At 62.1% G+C, this 17,244-nt stretch carries 14 protein-coding genes and 1 tRNA gene; 13 read left to right on the top strand and 2 right to left on the bottom strand.

The window, feature by feature from the left end; translation table 11 throughout:
* Positions 1-53 precede the first annotated feature (53 nt).
* From Q9K02_RS12540 to Q9K02_RS12500, 9 genes are all read left to right on the top strand, one after another.
* Positions 54-683, top strand: coding sequence for a lytic transglycosylase domain-containing protein (locus Q9K02_RS12540; RefSeq protein WP_305933198.1), 630 nt, complete (start codon positions 54-56; stop codon positions 681-683).
* A gap of 6 nt (positions 684-689) precedes the next feature.
* Positions 690-989 (top strand): TrbC/VirB2 family protein, encoded by a 300-nt coding sequence (locus tag Q9K02_RS12535; RefSeq protein WP_278328004.1) that lies wholly within the window; start codon positions 690-692, stop codon positions 987-989.
* A 2-nt stretch (positions 990-991) separates the two neighbouring features.
* Positions 992-1,276, top strand: coding sequence for a VirB3 family type IV secretion system protein (locus Q9K02_RS12530; protein WP_278328005.1), 285 nt, complete (start codon positions 992-994; stop codon positions 1,274-1,276).
* Positions 1,266-3,704 (top strand): VirB4 family type IV secretion/conjugal transfer ATPase, encoded by a 2,439-nt coding sequence (locus tag Q9K02_RS12525; RefSeq protein WP_305933197.1) that lies wholly within the window; start codon positions 1,266-1,268, stop codon positions 3,702-3,704. Before Q9K02_RS12530 ends, Q9K02_RS12525 begins: the two co-directional genes overlap by 11 nt.
* A complete protein-coding gene (locus Q9K02_RS12520) occupies positions 3,701-4,870 on the top strand; it encodes a TrbL/VirB6 family protein (protein ID WP_305933196.1) in 1,170 nt (389 codons plus the stop codon). Before Q9K02_RS12525 ends, Q9K02_RS12520 begins: the two co-directional genes overlap by 4 nt.
* Positions 4,870-5,643, top strand: coding sequence for a TrbG/VirB9 family P-type conjugative transfer protein (locus tag Q9K02_RS12515; RefSeq protein WP_305933195.1), 774 nt, complete (start codon positions 4,870-4,872; stop codon positions 5,641-5,643). Before Q9K02_RS12520 ends, Q9K02_RS12515 begins: the two co-directional genes overlap by 1 nt.
* Positions 5,643-6,773 (top strand): TraB/TrbI/VirB10 family type IV secretion system protein, encoded by a 1,131-nt coding sequence (locus tag Q9K02_RS12510; protein WP_305933194.1) that lies wholly within the window; start codon positions 5,643-5,645, stop codon positions 6,771-6,773. The genes Q9K02_RS12515 and Q9K02_RS12510 overlap by 1 nt, the downstream gene beginning before the upstream one ends.
* A gap of 13 nt (positions 6,774-6,786) precedes the next feature.
* A complete protein-coding gene (virB11, locus tag Q9K02_RS12505) occupies positions 6,787-7,812 on the top strand; it encodes a P-type DNA transfer ATPase VirB11 (protein WP_422785432.1) in 1,026 nt (341 codons plus the stop codon).
* Positions 7,813-8,001: 189 nt separating this feature from the next.
* Entirely contained in the window at positions 8,002-10,923 is a 2,922-nt protein-coding gene (locus Q9K02_RS12500) for a TonB-dependent receptor (protein WP_305933193.1), read from the top strand.
* An 83-nt stretch (positions 10,924-11,006) separates the two neighbouring features.
* Here the strand turns inward: Q9K02_RS12500 and Q9K02_RS12495 are convergent, their stop codons facing one another.
* On the bottom strand, positions 11,007-11,741 hold the full coding sequence (locus Q9K02_RS12495; protein WP_305933192.1) for a queuosine precursor transporter: 735 nt from the start codon (positions 11,739-11,741) through the stop codon (positions 11,007-11,009).
* Between the two features lie 61 nt (positions 11,742-11,802).
* Here Q9K02_RS12495 and Q9K02_RS12490 point away from each other — a divergent pair.
* Positions 11,803-11,879, top strand: a tRNA-Arg gene (locus Q9K02_RS12490).
* A gap of 344 nt (positions 11,880-12,223) precedes the next feature.
* Here Q9K02_RS12490 and Q9K02_RS12485 read toward each other — a convergent pair.
* A complete protein-coding gene (locus tag Q9K02_RS12485; RefSeq protein ID WP_305933191.1) occupies positions 12,224-12,892 on the bottom strand; it encodes a PilZ domain-containing protein in 669 nt (222 codons plus the stop codon).
* A gap of 418 nt (positions 12,893-13,310) precedes the next feature.
* On the opposite strand from Q9K02_RS12485, the gene Q9K02_RS12480 reads away from it, so the two are divergent.
* From Q9K02_RS12480 to Q9K02_RS12470, 3 genes are all read left to right on the top strand, one after another.
* On the top strand, positions 13,311-13,880 hold the full coding sequence (locus Q9K02_RS12480) for a spore coat protein U domain-containing protein (protein WP_305933190.1): 570 nt from the start codon (positions 13,311-13,313) through the stop codon (positions 13,878-13,880).
* A gap of 135 nt (positions 13,881-14,015) precedes the next feature.
* Positions 14,016-14,750: a fimbria/pilus periplasmic chaperone gene (locus Q9K02_RS12475; protein ID WP_305933189.1), complete on the top strand. Its 735-nt coding sequence runs from the start codon at positions 14,016-14,018 to the stop codon at positions 14,748-14,750.
* 3 nt (positions 14,751-14,753) lie between these two features.
* Positions 14,754-17,237, top strand: coding sequence for a fimbria/pilus outer membrane usher protein (locus Q9K02_RS12470; protein WP_305933188.1), 2,484 nt, complete (start codon positions 14,754-14,756; stop codon positions 17,235-17,237).
* Positions 17,238-17,244 lie beyond the last annotated feature (7 nt).

Below are 17,244 nucleotides of genomic sequence, written 5' to 3'. Positions count from 1 at the left end.
CCTGTCACCCGCTTGTCATGTAGAGTGGCCAGTGGGACCGGACGGAGGGTGCAATGATTCTAGCACGCCTGGCGCTCGGTATGGGTCTGACCTGTGCGGCGCTGGCTGCCTTCCCTGCGAAGGCGGATGTCATGGAGATTGATGCGGACGGAGCACGCTGGGTAGCCGGCGGGAGCACCGCGCCTGCTGCTGCCAGCATTCCGCATGCCGATTTCGAGCCCATGGGCGAGGTGCCGGCCGACGTTTACGTTCCCGACATCGCCGTTGCCGATCCGAATGCACCGGGCGCGCTGGTGCCGGTGACCTATCAGGCGAAAGTCGCCGAGCTGTCCGCGCGCTACGATCTCAGCCCGGCGCTGATCGAAGCGATGGTGTGGCAGGAGAGCCGCTGGCGCCCGAATGCCGTGTCGCCGGTCGGCGCACGTGGTCTCGCCCAGCTGATGCCCGGAACGGCCCGCGATCTGGGCGTCGATCCGAACGATCCCTTCGCCAATCTGGAAGGCGGTGCGCGATACTTGCGCGAACAGCTCGACCGGTTCGACGGCGATATCGAAAAAGCGCTCGCGGCCTATAATGCCGGGCCCGGGCGGGTGGAGCGCGCAGGCGGGATTCCGCGCATCCGCGAAACGCAGCTTTACGTGGCAGCGATCATGGGTCGCCTCGCCAGCCATTCACGGGAGTAAATTCACTTGAAGTCCAGGTTCTCGATTCCGGCCGCTCTGGCCCTGCTTGCAACCCCCAGCGCTGCTTTTGCGCAGGCGGCCGATCCTGCCGGGTCCGGCCCGATCGTCGCTGCGCTCGGCTGGCTGCAGGGCACCTTGCTCGGCAATGTCGCGACTGCCGTCGCCGTGATGGCGGTTGCCGCGGTCGGCTTCATGATGCTGACCGGACGCCTCAACTGGCGCTTCGGCGCGACTGTCATTATCGGCGTGTTCATCCTGTTCGGCGCGGCCTCCATCGTCGCCGGCATTCAGGGCGTGGCGGCGTAGCCATGACTAACCTCGTCCGCCATCCCGTCCACCGTGCGCTCACGCGGCCGCAAATGTTTGCGGGCGTGACGTATAACTATTTCATCATCAACGGGATGGTGACGACCGAGGCGTTCCTGATCACCGGCAGCTGGCTCGCGCTGGTCGTTTTCGCAGTCATGCACGGCATCGGCTATTTCGCCTGCCTGCGCGAACCGCGCATTTTCGACCTGTGGATCACCAAGGTCTCGAAATGCCCGCGGGTGAAGAATTACAAGCACTGGGGGTGCAACTCCTATGCCGCGTAAGGACAAATGGAAGGGCGCTGCTGCCTGGGGCGCGAAAGAAGCGCGCGCCGGGGATCGGCTGCCCTATCTGCGCCTGATCGACGAAAGCACGCTGCTGCTGCGCGACGGATCGCTGATGACTGCGATCCAGGTGCCCGGTCTGCTGTTCGAGACCGAGGATAGCGAAGCGCTCAACGCACACGCCGCCACGCGCGAAGTGGTGCTGCGCTCCACGCTGGATGCGCGATTCGTGCTCTATCATCACGTCATCCGGCGCCGCGTATCGGTCGATCTGGAGGCCCAGTTCCCCGATCCGATCAGCCGCCATATCGACGAACGCTGGCGCGAGCGGCTCGGCTCGGGCCAGCTGTTCGTGAACGACCAGTTCATCACGCTGATCCGCCGCCCGGCGCGCGGTAAGGCCGGACTGGTCGAGCGGGTCGGCAAGAAATTCAAGCGCACCGGACGCGAGCAGCTGGAAGCCGATCCCAAGGATCTTCGGTCCTTGCGCGCCGCCTCGCAGGGTCTGGTCGCGGCATTGCAGGCCTATGGCGCGGCGCCGCTGACCGATTACGTCGGCCCGCTCGGCAATACGAATTCCGAAATACTCGAGCTGCTGTCCGCGCTCTACAATGGCGAGATGCGTCCGGTCAGGAAGCCTGCCGACGATGTCGATATCGGCAATATGCTGCCCTACCGCCGGGTCAGCTTCGGTCTCGATGCGATGGAGATGCGCGGGTCGGGATCACCCGATTTCGCCGCGATGCTCGGCTTGAAGGATTATCCGGAGGCGACCAGCCCCGGCCTGCTCGACAGCCTGCTGCGCCTGCCGTTCGAGATGGTCGTGAGCGAAAGCTATGCGCCGACCGAGCGCCAGACTGCGCGCGAGCGGATGGATCTGGCGATCCGCCGGTTGAAAAGTGCCGACGAGGAAGCCGCCGCCGAGCGCGCCGACATGCTCGCCGCGCGCGATGCGCTGGGCAATGGTGCGGTCGGCTTCGGCGACCACCATCTGACGGTCATGGTCAAGGAACGCAATCTCGGCCGCTTGGACGATGCCATGGCCGCCTGCGCCGCCGCGCTTGCCGATACCGGCGCCATCGCCGTGCGCGAAGATACCAATCTCGAACCCGCTTTTTGGGGCCAGTTCCCCGGCAACGAGAGCTACCTCGTCCGCCGAGCGCTAATCTCCAGCGCCAATATGGCCAGCTTCGGTTCGCTGCACGGTTTCGCGCTGGGCCAAGCGGAAGGCAATCACTGGGGCGAAGCGGTGACGCTGCTGGAAACTACCAGCGCGACGCCGTTCTTCTTCAACTTCCACCATGGCGATCTCGGCAATTTTTCGGTCATCGGGCCGAGCGGGTCGGGCAAGACCGTGGTGATGAATTTCCTTGCCGCGCAAGCACAGAAGTTCAGCCCCCGCACCATCCTGTTCGACAAGGATCGCGGGGCGGAGCTGTTCGTGCGCGGCATCGGTGGTCGCTACGACAGCATCCGCGCTGGCGAACCGACCGGCTTCAACCCGCTCGCGCTGCCCGATACGCCGGGAAACAAGGCATTCCTGCGCGACTGGCTGGGCGTGCTGCTCAAGGCCGAAGGGCCGGAAGAAGAGCAGACCATCGCCGGTGCGGTGGACGCCGCCTATGCCAACGACGCCTCGCTGCGCCGTCTGCGCCACTTCAAGGAATTGCTCTCCGGCAGCCGCCGTCCGCAACCGGGCGATCTGGCGGATCGGCTGGGCGCATGGATCGGATCGGGCGAGAACGCCTGGATGTTCGATAATGCGGAAGACAAGCTCGACCTGACCAGTCGCGTGCTCGGCTTCGACATGACCGCGCTGCTCGAGAATCCGAAGCTGCGCACGCCGACCATGATGTATCTCTTCCACCGGATCGAGGAGCGGCTGGACGGCAAGCCGACCATGATCCTTATCGATGAGGGCTGGAAGGCTCTCGACGACGAGGTCTTCGCCGCGCGTATCCGCGACTGGCTCAAAACGTTGCGTAAGCGCAACGCGTTGGTCGGTTTCGCGACGCAGAGCGCGCGCGATGCGCTGGAAAGCCGCATTTCGACCGCATTGGTCGAGCAGACCGCGACCATGGTGTTCATGCCCAACAGCCGCGCGCGGCCCGAGGATTACTGCGATGGTTTTGGCCTGACCGAGCACGAGCTCGTACTGATCCGCACGCTGCCCGCGCACAGCCGCTGTTTCCTCGTGCGCCAGCCCGACGCAAGCGTCGTGGTCCGGCTCGACCTGTCGGGCGCGCCCGAAGTTCTGACGCTGCTCTCGGGCCGCGAAAGCTCGGTCCGTCGTCTGGACGTGCTGCGCGAAGCGATGGGCGATGCTCCGGCCGACTGGTTCCCCGCGCTTACCGGTACGAAATGGCCCGGCGGCGCGAACGACATCGCCGAGCACGGCGATCTCAATCTCGATATGGCTGCGGAATGAGCGCGAACTGCCAGCAGGCTGCCGAACAGGTCGGCAACGGTGTCGCCGCCGCGCTGAAGGGCGTGGACTGCGTCGCGGGTGAAACTGCGGCAGCAGCCTTCGGTCGGCTGTTCGCATCGGGCGGGGCGCTGACGACGACGCTGACGATCGTCCTCACCCTGTTCATCGCGATCTTCGGTTTTGCGCTGCTGACCGGGCGCACCAATATCGGCGTGCGCAGCCTGGTGCCGCGGATGATGACGCTCGGCCTGGTGCTGACCTTCGCAACCAGCTGGGTCGCTTACCAGAGCGTCGTCTGGAACCTCGCGATCGGAACGCCCGACTATCTCGCGGGCATTCTCACCGGCGCACAGGGCAGTGCGACGCAGGTCTTCGCCCAGAAGATCGATGTCGTGTTCATGGCCATCCAGGAGGCCAGCGCCGGCGGGGGCGAGGATTTCTCGGCCTTTTCGCCCGAGGGCATGATGTGGCTAGGCGCGATGCTCTTCATGCTCGGCACCGTCGGCCTGCTGGTGACGACCAAGATCGCGCTTAGCGTGCTGGTCGCGCTCGGTCCGATCTTCGTAGTGATGGCGCTGTTCAATGGCACACGCGGGCTGTTCACTGGCTGGATCAAGGGCCTGACGCTGTGCGCGCTTACTCCGCTGTTCGCCGTCCTTGGCGGCAGCATCATGCTCGAACTCGCCGTGCCCGTACTCGGCGCGCTGGTGGCGACGCCCGGCAGCATCGATCCGCAGGCGGCTATGGCATTCTTCATGATCGGTGCGGTGCATGTCGCGCTTATGGTGCTGGTGCTGAAAGTCGCCGGTTCGATGGTTGCCGGCTGGACCGTGTTCGGCATGACGCCCGACAGCCAGGACAAGGGCTCTTCTGCTCCCGCCGCCGCACCGCAGGCCGCCCCGGCACCCGCCCTCGTACAGGCCCAGGCGGCGAATTCCGCCAGCTCGCAAGCGCGCCGCATCGATGTTTCGGCCGTACCGACGGCGGCTGCGGCCAATGACGCGGGCGGCACATCGGTCACCCGCACCACCAAGGTGTTCGCGACCGCTTCAGGCAATGGTCAGGTCGCACCACTCAATTCCGGGCCCAGCCGGGCGATGGGGATCGGCAGCCGTTTCAAGCCCGCCCCGCCCAAGGCCCTCGACCGTTCCGTGGAGAAACGCTGATGAACCGCGCGCTCATTCCCGCGCTTGCCCTGGCCATGCTGGCCGCGCCTGCCGTCGCGAAGGATTCGCGTCTGGTCGAGATCTTCTATGACGAGGCGAAAGTCGTTCGCGTGGACGGCAAGGTCACCGTGCAGGCCTCCATCGTGTTCGGCGACGACGAGACTATCGAGAATGTCGCCATCGGGGATTCGCAGGCCTGGCAGGTCACGCCCAACAAGCGGGCCGACATCCTGTTCGTCAAACCGCTCGCGCCGCGTGCCTCCACCAATCTCACGGTCATCACCAGCAAGCGCACCTATCTGTTCGATCTTGTCGCCAGCCCCAATGCGAAGCCGCTTTACGTGCTTCGCTTCGACTATCCGGAGGAGCCGGAAGAGGAGCCGCAGCTGGCACAGGCGAATGCCGCGGAAAAGCAAGCGGCCAGCGATCCTTTCGCCGTTGTCGATCCGGCAGACCTCAACTTTGCCTGGAGCGCGTCGGGCGATCCAGAGCTGTTGCCCGAGAATACGTTCGACGATGGCAGCGCGACCTTCCTCACCTGGCCGCAGGGCAAGCAGGTTCCGGCGATCCTTGTCGAAAATGCCAAGGGCGTCGAAGGACCGGTCAATTTTACCGTGCGCGGCGATACGATCGTCGTCGATGGTGTGCCGCGCACGCTGATCCTGCGCTCGGGCGAAGAGCGCGCCGAGCTCGTCAACACCGGGCCCGAACGCCCGGCCCAACCGGTTTCCGCACGCGGCAGTGCCGCGCTTGCCCAGAAGGGAGATAGCTAATGCGTCTCGCCATGCGCCTGCCCGAAAAGACGATCGGCAGCGAAACGATCGCCAACGACACCGATCCGCGTGACGAGATCGACGCGGAGATCATCGACCTTGCCCAGCGCAATGCCCACCCGGCGGTTGCCCGGCCTGCTGGCAAGTCCGACATGCTCGGCATGGTCGCAGGTATCGCGATCGTGGCGGGCCTCGGCATCGTGACGCTATGGAGCATGAATGCCACCCGTGTCGCGGAACCCGAAGGCGTCGGCGGCCAGCAGGCTCCGGTCGAAGTCGTGCCCGCGGTGCCGCCCGAAGCCGTGACTCCGGTTACGCCGGTGGCCGCGCCCGTCGCGCAGGTGCAATCCGCACCGGCCCCGCAGCCGGTCTATTCCGTTGCGCCCGATCCGGCGACCGCGACCAACCGCTTCGCCAGCCCGACGGTTGTCTTCGACGCGGGGGCCGCACCCGCTGGTGTCGCAGTGCTCGACCCGACTGCTCCGGCAGAAGGCGGGGCTGGGGAGGCTGCGACCGGCAATTCGGCCTCCGACTTCGCCAGCCGCATCGGCGGCGTTGGCGGCGCACCGGCCCGGGCCAGCGCGATGACCAATCCTTCGACCACGGTAACGCAGGGCACGCTGATCCCCGCCGTGCTCGAAACCGCGATCGACACCAATGTGCCCGGCTTCGTGCGCGCCGTCGTCAGCCAGGATGTGCGCAGCTTCGACGGGACCCGAGTGCTCGTCCCGCGTTCATCACGCCTGATCGGCCAGTACCAGTCGGGCCTTCAGAACGGCCAGAAGCGTGCCTATGTCATCTGGACGCGCCTGATCCGGCCCGATGGTGCCTCGGTCAATCTGGCCTCTCCGGCGATCGGTTTCGACGGCACGACCGGCCTGCAGGGCAAGGTTTCCGGCAACGGCTTCTTCAAGCGCTTCGGTTCGGCCATGCTGCTGAGCGTCGTCGGCGGCCTCGGCACGGTGGCGACCGGCGGGGCGGGCGGCGTGCTGATCGGCGGAGCGAGCCAGTCCGCCGCAGCCACCGCCGCCCAGCAGGACGGCCAGCGCGGCCCGACCGTGCGTGTCGGTATCGGTGCCCCAATCCGCATCTTCACCAGCCGCGATCTCGACTTCTCCTCGGTGAATTGAAGACGGCAGCAGCGTGAGCGCCGACATCCATCCTTTCGTCGCCGACGGAGCGCCCGAGGAAGAGGCGCCGCCGGTCGACCTGCACGGCGAGCGCAGCGTCTATCTCGACGCCTATCTCGCACCGTTTCGCGAGTGGTTGGAACGGGACACGGTCACCGAAATCCTCGTCAATCGTCCTGGCGAAGTCTGGGTCGAAGATGCAGCGCTCGGCGGGATGCAGAAGATCGATCGGCCCGAGATCGACGATCGACTTATCCAGCGTCTCGCCGAACAGGTCGCGCGAGTCAGCCATCAGGGGATCAATCGCGAACACCCACTGCTCGGCGCGACCCTGCCGGACGGCGCGCGCATTCAGTTCTGCGGTCCGCCTGCCGCCCGGAAACACTGGGCGCTTGCGATCCGTCGCCACCGCCGGCTCGATCTGCCGCTGGACGCCTACGACACCGGCCCGCTTTCGCCGCCGACCCGCGGCGCCATGCCCGATCCGCAGGATGAGCCGGTCGCGTTCCTGCGCGAAGCCATCGCCCAGCGCCGCACGATCCTTGTCTCCGGAGGCACCAGCACGGGCAAGACCACCTTCCTCAATGCCATGCTTGGGGAAATCCCGAAGCAGGAGCGCGTGGTGCTGGTGGAGGACACGCCGGAGTTGAAACTGCCGGGCGAAAACGGCGTTGGTCTTGTTGCGGTGAAAGGCGAACTGGGCGAGGCCAAGGTCACCGCCAATGAACTGCTGCAAGCTGCGCTTCGCTTGCGTCCGGACCGTATCGTGCTGGGCGAGCTACGCGGAGCGGAAAGCGTCAGCTTCCTGCGGGCCATCAACACCGGCCATCCGGGCAGTTTCTCGACTGTTCACGCCAACAGCTTGCGCGGTGCGCTGGAGCAATTGTCGCTCATGGTCATGCAGACGGGAATCGGCCTGACTCGCAGCGATACGATTGCCTATGCAGCCAGCGTTATCGACGTGATCGTGCAGTTGGGGCGCGACGAAACGGGCAAGCGCGGCATCACGCAGATCGCGGAAAGCTATACGCTGGTTTAGGCCGCAGATTGGCAGACCATCGGATGCCGTAGCGTCAAGGTGCGTCCGGTCTGCGTCGATTGAACAACACTCGGTAAAAATCAACGGGCTTACGCGCAACAATCCTGCGTGGGACCTTGCGCGCATACGAATGTGTGTTAGCCTCCGCACCTGAAACCGCAAAGACGGTTCATGGAGAGGAGAGGGTTTATGAAGGTACGGGCTACCCTGCTCGCGGGTATCTGCGCGAGCGCGATTTCATTCCCGGCATTTGCTCAGGAAGCGACCGACGACGATCTGGAGAATCCCAATTTCGGGCAGAACGTCATCGTCGTGACCGCACAGCGTCAGGCGCAAAGCCTGCAGGAAGTGCCGATCGCAGTCAGCGCATTCGATGCCGAAGCGCTCGAAGCGCAGCAGATCGAGAATGCCAGTGACCTTCAGCTGACCCTACCGAACGTTTCCTTCACCAAATCCAACTTCACCGCCTCGAGCTTCACCATCCGCGGTATCGGCGACCTGTGCGTCGGCGTGACCTGCGACAGCGCGACGGCCATTCATGTCAACGGATCGCCCCTGTTCGGCACGCGCCTGTTCGAGACCGAATATTTCGATCTCGAGCGCGTCGAAGTGCTGCGTGGTCCGCAAGGCACGCTGTTCGGGCGTAACGCCACCTCCGGCGTCGTAAACGTCGTCACGGCCAAGCCTGAGATGGGTGTGTTCCGTGGCGCTGCCGAGTTCGAATACGGCAATTACAACAGCATCAAAGCGAAGGGCATGGTGAACGTGCCCCTTGGCGATACGCTAGGCGTTCGGGTGGCAGGTTACTATCTGAACCGCGACGGATTTACCGAGAACCTTTACGACAATTCGGACATCGACGGTCGCGACATGTACGCGGTGCGCGGATCGCTACGGTTCGAGCCGACCGAAAGCACGACGATCGATCTCATGGGTTTCTACTTCCGTGAGAACGACGATCGCCTGCGCATCCAGAAGCAGACCTGTCAGCGGGACCCGACCGGCGTGCTCGGCTGTCTCAACAACCGCCGGGATTTCGACAGCACCAATGCGAACTCGACGCTTGCTACCGTGCTTACCTCGGTCGAACTGTTCCGGATTCAAGGCATTCCGGAAGGGCTGGCCCTGGGCAGCGTTTACGGTCCCGATGGTTACGCGAACTTCGACGAGCCCAACGATGTCCGCACGGTAAACACGGCTTTCACGCCTGAATACTTCGCCGACGAACTCCAGTTGCAGGCTCATATCGATCAGAATATCGGCGCGATGAACCTGTCGCTGACCGGGATTTATCAGGAGACGACGGTCGATTCCCGGCAGGATTACAACCTCGGCATTCTGGACCGCACGGGATATGCCACCGGGCTCAACACCCTGGCGTTTCTGGCTGCCAACGGGATCCCGACCGGGCTTCCGGCGCCCGCCTTCATTCCGGGATCGAACGCCTATTTCGCTCCCATCGCCGATGCGCTCATTCCGAATGGTCCCAATGGCCAGCTCTGCACGTCGGACAATGACGACGGAAACCGCGGCGTCTTCGAAGGCAATGCAATCTGCAGCGATGTGCCGCTGTCGTTCGACAGGTCCAACCAGGATCAAACCGCTTGGTCGGCCGAGGCCATTCTCACCAGCGACTTCGATGGGCCGTTCAACTTCCTCGTCGGCGGTATCTATGCCGAAACGGAAGTCAGCGAGAACAGTTATTACGTGAACTCGTTCGGGCTGGATTACGCGACGGCCATTCTCGGGACGTTCTCCGCCTTCGCCAACGGGCTTCCGCCATCCTATCTCGCGACGTCGATGTATCGGAACAACACCACCGATTTCAAACTGGAGAGCTTCGGTGTGTTCGCGGAAGTCTATTTCGACATCACGGACAAGCTGACCTTCACCGGCGGCCTGCGTTACAACGACGATACGAAATCGGTCGCTGCACGCACCACACTGGCGAGCTTCCTGAACCCGTTCGGAGGCGGCGATCCGTTCGATTCGCCGTTCGTCGGCACGTTCGATGCCGATGCCAGCGTACCCGGCAACCAGTTGCTGCAGGAACGCGACGTCTCGTTCAACGCCATCACGGGGCGTGCGGTGCTCGATTACGAGATCACCCCGGACAACAGCCTCTATGTCTCCTACTCGCGCGGCTATAAATCCGGCGGCATCAACCCGCCGCTGTCGCCAATCTTCGCAGTGCCGGAGAGCTTCGATTCCGAAAGCATCGACGCCTTCGAAATCGGTTCGAAGAATGTCTTCCTCGACGGCGCAGCGCAGGTGAACCTGACTGGCTTCTACTACAAATATAAGGACCTGCAGCTCAGCCGCATCGTCGCCCGGACTTCGGTCAACGACACGATCGATGCCAACATCTGGGGTGTCGAGCTCGAGACGATCCTGCGGCCGAGCTACAACTGGCTGGTCAACATGAACCTGAGCTACCTGAATGCAGAGGTGGCCGGCGACCAGTTCTTCAGCGATCCGCGCGATCCCGGCGGCGGCGATCCCGACGCTGTGATCATCAAGGATATCTCCAACGGGGCGCTCTGTGCAGTGACCGGCGCGGGCGCCAACGCCTTCGTCGCCGCCGTGAACAGCGGACTTGGCCTACAAGGACCGGGACCGTTTCCGGGCGATGGCGGCATCGCATCGACCGGTGCCTTCTCGATCTGTTCGGTGCTTGCCGATCAGGCGACGGCGATCGGCGGCCTATTCGGCGGCGTGAACGTCCTCAGTCCGGGCGTCGAGAAAAACCTGCGCGGCAACAAGCTGCCGCAGGCTCCGGAGTACAAGGCATCGATCGGTGTTCAGTATACCGCCGAGTTCGACAACGGGATGTCGCTCGTACCCCGCTTCGACCTGGCGTTTACCGGCACACAGTACGGGAACGTGTTCAATGGCGCGGTCAATCGCATCGAGCCTTTCGTACAGGCCAATGCCCAGATCCAGCTCAATGGCGCGAACGATCGCTGGTTCGTGCGGGGTTTCGTGCAGAACATCTTCGACAGCGATTCGGTGACAGGGCTTTATGTCACCGACGCGAGCTCGGGGAACTTCACGAATATCTTCACCCTCGACCCGCGGCGCTACGGCATCGCGGTGGGCGCGAAGTTCTAATCCTAAGACCTGATAAAAGGGGGGAGGAGGGGCGGCCTGCGGGTCGCCCCTTTTTCGTGCCCTGCGCCAACTGCGCCGCCCATTTATTTCTTCGATGTAGCGAAGGGAGAGAAGTCGGTATCGGTATCGAAAATCTCGACCCCTTCGGCGCGTTTCAGCAAATTGATCGCTACATAGGTGAACGGAGTCAGCAGGGCCTCCCACAGCGTCTTGATCAGCCATTGCGACAAGGCCACCTGCCACAGCAGTTCCACCGGCCACCCGGCGAGCCCCCAGAAGGCCAGCGGATAGAAGATCAGGCTATCGAGACCCTGGCCGACCACGGTCGATCCGATGGTGCGAGTCCAAAGCGCGCGGCCTTCTGTCCAAATCTTCATCTTGGCCATGACGAGACTGTTGGCGAACTCGCCCACCCAGAAGGCGACAATGGAGGCGAGCACGATGCGCCAGCTATTGCCGAAAACGAATTCATAGGCTTCCTGTCCCGGCCAACCTTCCGCCGCAGGCAATTTCACAACGACCCATGCCATGAAGGCCATGAACAGCAGCGCTGCGAAACCAGTCCAGATCACTCGCCGCGCACGGGCGTAGCCATAGACTTCGGTCAGGATGTCGCCCATGATGTAGCTTACCGGGAAGAACAGCACGCCTGCGCCGAACGACCACTCGCCGATCACCGGCAGGACGACATAGCTCGGCTTCGATGCCCCGATGAGGTTCGATAACAGCAGGATCGTGACGAACGCCGCCATCACCAGATCGTAATAACGGAAGCGCGGCTGCTGGCCGCTTGGCGGGGACGATGCATGATTTTCCATGGCAAAGCTGCCTAGAGCCGATTGGCGCTGCGGAAAAGCCGCGTTATGGCAGGCCCAGCGCGCGCCCGTAGCTCATCTGGATAGAGCGCGAGACTTCTAATCTTGAGGCAGCAGGTTCGAGTCCTGCCGGGCGCGCCATCTCCGTACAGCTTTCCCTCGGACAAGCTGACCGTGACCGCGAGGCAAGCTAAACTTGACCGTAGGGCTTGTCTCCAGTCCGCAATGCGCCCTCATTTCGGACCTTCGAGCATTTGCCATCAAATCCGAGAACAGTTTTTCATGGATCGCACTGCCGGGGATTTTTGGTTTCTGCTGAGCCGCGTGGCGATGCGCTGGAGCGCGCCGTTTTCCCAGTTGTCGCATGACATTCGAGAGGCGATGACCATGGGATCGTGTCGGCGAAGGGCATTATGGTTGAAGTACTGAAAGGCGTCGCTCTGGTAAGCAACGGAACCCTTTACGCTTAATTGCGAGACGGCATTTCAAAACTTGATCGAAATGCGAATCTGATCTTCGTCAAGGCCGAGCTTGTGAGCAAGATCGCGTCGGGAAGCGGCGATCGTTTCCTGAAAAAAGACATTCGTACCGTTGTCCGGCGCCACGATGCTTTCCCGCATTTCTACCCCGGCAAATTGTGACCGTTTTAGAAAGTCGAGCACCGATTGCTGATTGTCGTGAGAAGGGGTCGCACGGCCGCTCTCCCAAGCCCACAGGGTCGGCCTGCTGACCCCGAGATGTCGAGCCAGTTCGGTCGTGGTGTAGCCCGAGGCCTGCCGCGCAGCCAGCAACGCTTCGGGAAGCTTGGCCAGAACACTTTCGGACGAAGTGACCTCGGTCGGACTAACGGAATTGACACGCAGGATGTCCGAAAGGTGGTCCTCCGAGAGTGGAGTGGCGAAGGTACAGCCATACAGCGTGTCGCTAGACCACGCTACAGTAGCCTCGATCGGATACTCGTCGCGCAATGTAATCTTCATGTTTATCGACTGACCGGGCAACAGGTATTCGAGCGTGGAGAGCAGACAACCCTCGCGTGACAGGTTGAGAATGCTGCCGGGAAGTTCCGCTCCTTCTCCGGAGATAATCGATATCGGCAGTTGTAAGGTGTAACGCGCCGAACTGCGCGACTGCGCTCCTCTGCCGACTGTCATGATGGCTATCCCGTATAGAAGACTGCAAGCCTAGCATATCCTGCGCATAGCCTCAATTCACCGCGGTAAAACATACTTTTGTTAAGTGGCCTGACCATCTGTTAAGCCTATTCCTTATGCGGGCGGAGGTCGACTGTGCCATCGCGAAACATTCCCCGTAAACACAACGCCTTGAGCATTTACATTTGGATTAACACCTTGTTAAGTGATTTGCATCGCAGGACGGCGATTCGAGGGGGTGGGCAGACAGTCATCTGCAGAAATCTTCGCTGAGTCAAAAGACTGCGCGCATGTTGCGCTCCGCAGATAGAAAAGACGGAGTTCTGGCAGTTCCTTTCATAGGGAGTTGCATATGGGTTCGCACTTAACGGCAGTGTTAAGCACTGTTCTCGCTACGATGTCTGAAAGGAAATACCTTATGAAGAAGCTTGCTCTGGTCGCTGTAGCGACTACCGCTATGGTCTCGTCGCCTGCCTTTGCCGACGCTACCGACTCCGCCACTCTCGACGTTAGTGCCACCGTAGCTGACGAATGCAGCATCGAAGCGCCTGCCGCTTTCGAATTTGCTTCTGTTAACATCAACCAAGGCGCTGGTGCCAATGCGTTGCTGCTGAAGAACGGTTCGCAAAATGCCGACTCGGGCACGCAGAACATCTACGTGAGCTGCAACTACGCCGCGCAGATCGCTGCGAAATCCACCGCCAACAACGGTCTGCTGAATGCTGCCGGCGCAAGCCTCGCCGCGAACGATGCCGCGGACTTCACCAACCTGATCCATTACCGCATCGAGCTGACCTCGAACGATGGCAGCTTCAGCAAGCTGGATTACCGCACCAAGGGCACCGGCAGCTCGCCGACCGTCACTCCTGGCGGCGCGTTCCACGACGATGCCAACCTGCGGGTCTACATCGACCGTGACGATACTCAGAAGCGTCCGGTTGCCGGCGCTTATGTTGACACCGCCGTGATCACCCTCGGCGCGATCTGAGGCTGAACAAGCCTTTTGAACAGGAAAAGGGGGAGCTTCGGTTCCCCCTTTTTTCTGCGTTTACCGCACATTGAGGGATAGGGATCAATGTGCGGACCGTTCGCCGGAGTGGCGAAGGATCGAGTGGGGGTTGCAGTGATCAGATATCTTCTCGCCGTACTGAGCGCGGCTTTGCTCGCAAGCGCACCGCTGCCTGTACAGGCAGCCCGTCTTTCGCCGATGGTCGTCGACGTCGAACCGTTCGGCCGGGAGTCCATCGCACGGGTCGAACTCACCAACCCCGGGGCCGGAGAGTTCCCGGTGGAAGTGCAGATGTTCCGCGGCGTAATCAGCGAAGACGGACAGTTGGAACTATTTCCTGCGGACGACGATTTCCTCGTTTTTCCGGCCCAAATCGTAGTGCCCGCCAATTCGCAACAAGCATTCCGTGTGCAGTACGTCGGCGATCCTGAGCTGGCCAAATCCGAAGTCTACTACATGCAGGTCAGGCAGGTTCCGGTGGAAGTTTCGCCGGGTCAGTCGCAAGTCCAGGTTGTCGTCAACTTCAATGTCCTGGTGAATGTCATACCTGACGGTAGTGCTCCGGACCCGGTGGTCGACGAGGTGGCTCCCGTGATGAACGGTGAACAGCCAGGCATCCAGGTGCGGCTGGCCAATCGCGGCACCCGATACTTCACCGCAGGAACCTTGCCGTGGCAGGTCCTTGGACGGGCCGAAGATGGAACCGCGGTCAGCATGCAGCTGACGCCGGAGCAGATGGCGAAGCTGATCGGCGTCGGAGTAGTCGCTCCCGAGCGGTTCCGATCGTTCTTCATCCCGACGGAAAGGCCAATGGCCGAGGAAGGCCTGACAGTTACCCTGGGGGGCTGATTCATGACCGGGGGTAAATCCGCCGGGCTGATCGCGGGGGTCAGCCGATTGGCACTGATAACCGCCTGTCTGGGCCTGCCCTATGGTGCGCGCGCCAACGAAGTTGTTGCGCGGCAGGCGAAGGAACCGACTGCCGGACAGCAATCGCGTTCGATCGACATGTCGGTACCGCTGGTATGGAATGGTCGCGTACTGGGCGACGTGCTCGTTCAGGTGGAGCCCGATGGAACGGCTGCCATCGAAAGCCAGTCGCTGACCACCCAACTCTCAAGACTACTGAATGATGCGGGCGTCCTCCGCCTCCGCGAAGCAATAGCGGGGGATCCTTTCGTTACCTCGTCGGAACTGGCGACTGCAGGATTCGACATCAATTTCGACATGTCGCGCCTGGCGCTTGTGGTACAGGCGATCGAGGCGACCTACCGTCCTATCGAACCGCTGAGAGGAAGACAGGAGTCCGCCGAGCCCGAGTTGCCGACGATCGAGCCGGCGAATTTCAGCGCCTATCTTAATACCAGTGCAAACCTGATCTACCGGGACACCGGCGGCCTCGGGCCACCCGAAATCTTTCTTTCCGGTGCAGCCCGCTATCGCAACGTCGTTCTCGAATATGACGGCGGACTCGCCGAGGGACTGAACGGCCGGTATCGTCCCTACAGACGGGCAGTAAGAGCGGTCTACGACCAGCCTGAATCCTATCGACGATGGAGCGCGGGCGATCTTCGGCTGACCAACACCGGCAGGTTGCAGACTCCTTTCATCGGCGGAGTCGCTCTCGAAAAAAGCCGCCGCGTTTTTGATCCGTTCGCGCCGGTCGTCAATCTGGGTGGGCGGCAGATCCTCCTGACCTCTCCTTCCACCGTGGAGGTCATCGTCAACGGCGCCTCATATCAGACGCTGGATCTCCAGCCCGGCACTTACAGCCTCGAAGATCTGCCAATACAGGCAGGGTCCAATGACGTCGAACTGGTCGTGCGGGATGCAACGGGGCGTGAACAGGTGACGCGCTTCGATTATTTCTTCGAGCCGATCGAACTCGAAGCGGGCGAGGACGAATACACCTTCGCGGCCGGGGTGCTCGCGACGGAACTGGACCTGCAGCCGCGGTATTCGGACGATCCCGTAGCAATTGCGCATTATCGCAAAGCGTTGAGCGATACGCTGATCCTCGGGGGCGGCTTCCAGGCTTCGCAGGACGTGCAGGTTGTTTCGGCAGAAACACGCTTCGTGCCTCAGGTGATCCCTGGCAGCTTCGATCTGCAGGCGGCGGTGAGCTCGGGCGGTGGCACTGGCTTCGCCGTGCGGGGTGGGTACCGCCTCATCGCAGGTTTTGGCCCAGAAGCGATCCGTTTTTCGGCCAGTTTCGATTACAACAGTGACAATTTCCGGACCGTGAGCGATCTGACCGATTTTCGCCTCGAGAGCCTTTCGCTTAATGCAATCTTCAGCAAATCGCTTTCCCCGCGCACTTCGATCCTAGGCGGTGCTAATTACCTGTCGCGATCGGGAGCGAGGGACCAAAGCACCGTTTTCGCGGACATCTCACATTCTACCAGACACAACCTGCGGTTTACCGCCGGGGTAGAGTACGGGACGGGTTCGACGTTCGGTCGCAACTTTGGTGTACGCGCGTCTGTTTCCTACTTCTTCGGGGGGCGGCACCGGGCCGATGCCAGTTACCAAAGCAGACGCAAGTTGGCGCGCGCTACGCTGTCACGCAGCCTGACCAACGATGTCGGGTCGCTAGGCTATTCGATCAATGCGCAATCGTCCGACGGCAGCACATCACTGGACGGGGTAGTAGATTACATATCCAATCGGTTCGAGGCGCGCGCATCGCTTGCAACTTCGGGGCCGAATCTAGGTGGAGTAACCGATAACCGGACCGCAAGACTGCAACTCGGCACATCCTTCGCGATAGCAGATGGCGTATTTGGTATCGGTCGTCCGATCCAGGACTCATTTCTTCTCGCCCGTCCCCATCAAACGCTCCGGGGCACCGACGTTATTACCGGACGCAGCCTTACCGGCGGCCGATACGAAGCCGCCAGCGGACCATTGGGTGCGGCTGTGGTCAGCCGCCTCTCATCCTACAATACGCAGGACGTGCGATACGATATCGACTCGCTCGAAGCTGGCTACGACATCGGGACGGGTGTGGCCCGTGTCGACCCGCCATACCGAAGCGGCTACGAATTCGTCGTTGGCAACGACCGGTTCGTAAGTGCAGTTGGCTTCCTGCAATCGGGCGAAGAACCGGCCGCGCTCATGGTCGGACGGATCACTTCGGTCGACGACGAGGGCTTCGAAGCCCAGCCGTTCTTCACGAACTCCGTCGGCCGTTTCGGAGTAATCGGGCTGGCTCCGGGGCGCACCTATGTCGTACGCCTCAACGATACCGGGCAGGAGTTTACGATAGAAGTGCCGATGGAAGTCACGGGCCTTCTTCGATTGGGGACGGTTCGAGTACCGGCGAAAAGCGACTAGGAGACGA

Origin of the sequence: Qipengyuania profundimaris (assembly GCF_030717945.1) — a bacterium.
Lineage (GTDB): Bacteria > Pseudomonadota > Alphaproteobacteria > Sphingomonadales > Sphingomonadaceae > Qipengyuania > Qipengyuania profundimaris.
The sequence above is the reverse complement of the archived record's forward strand: the minus strand, read 5'-3'. Positions and strand labels throughout refer to the sequence as shown.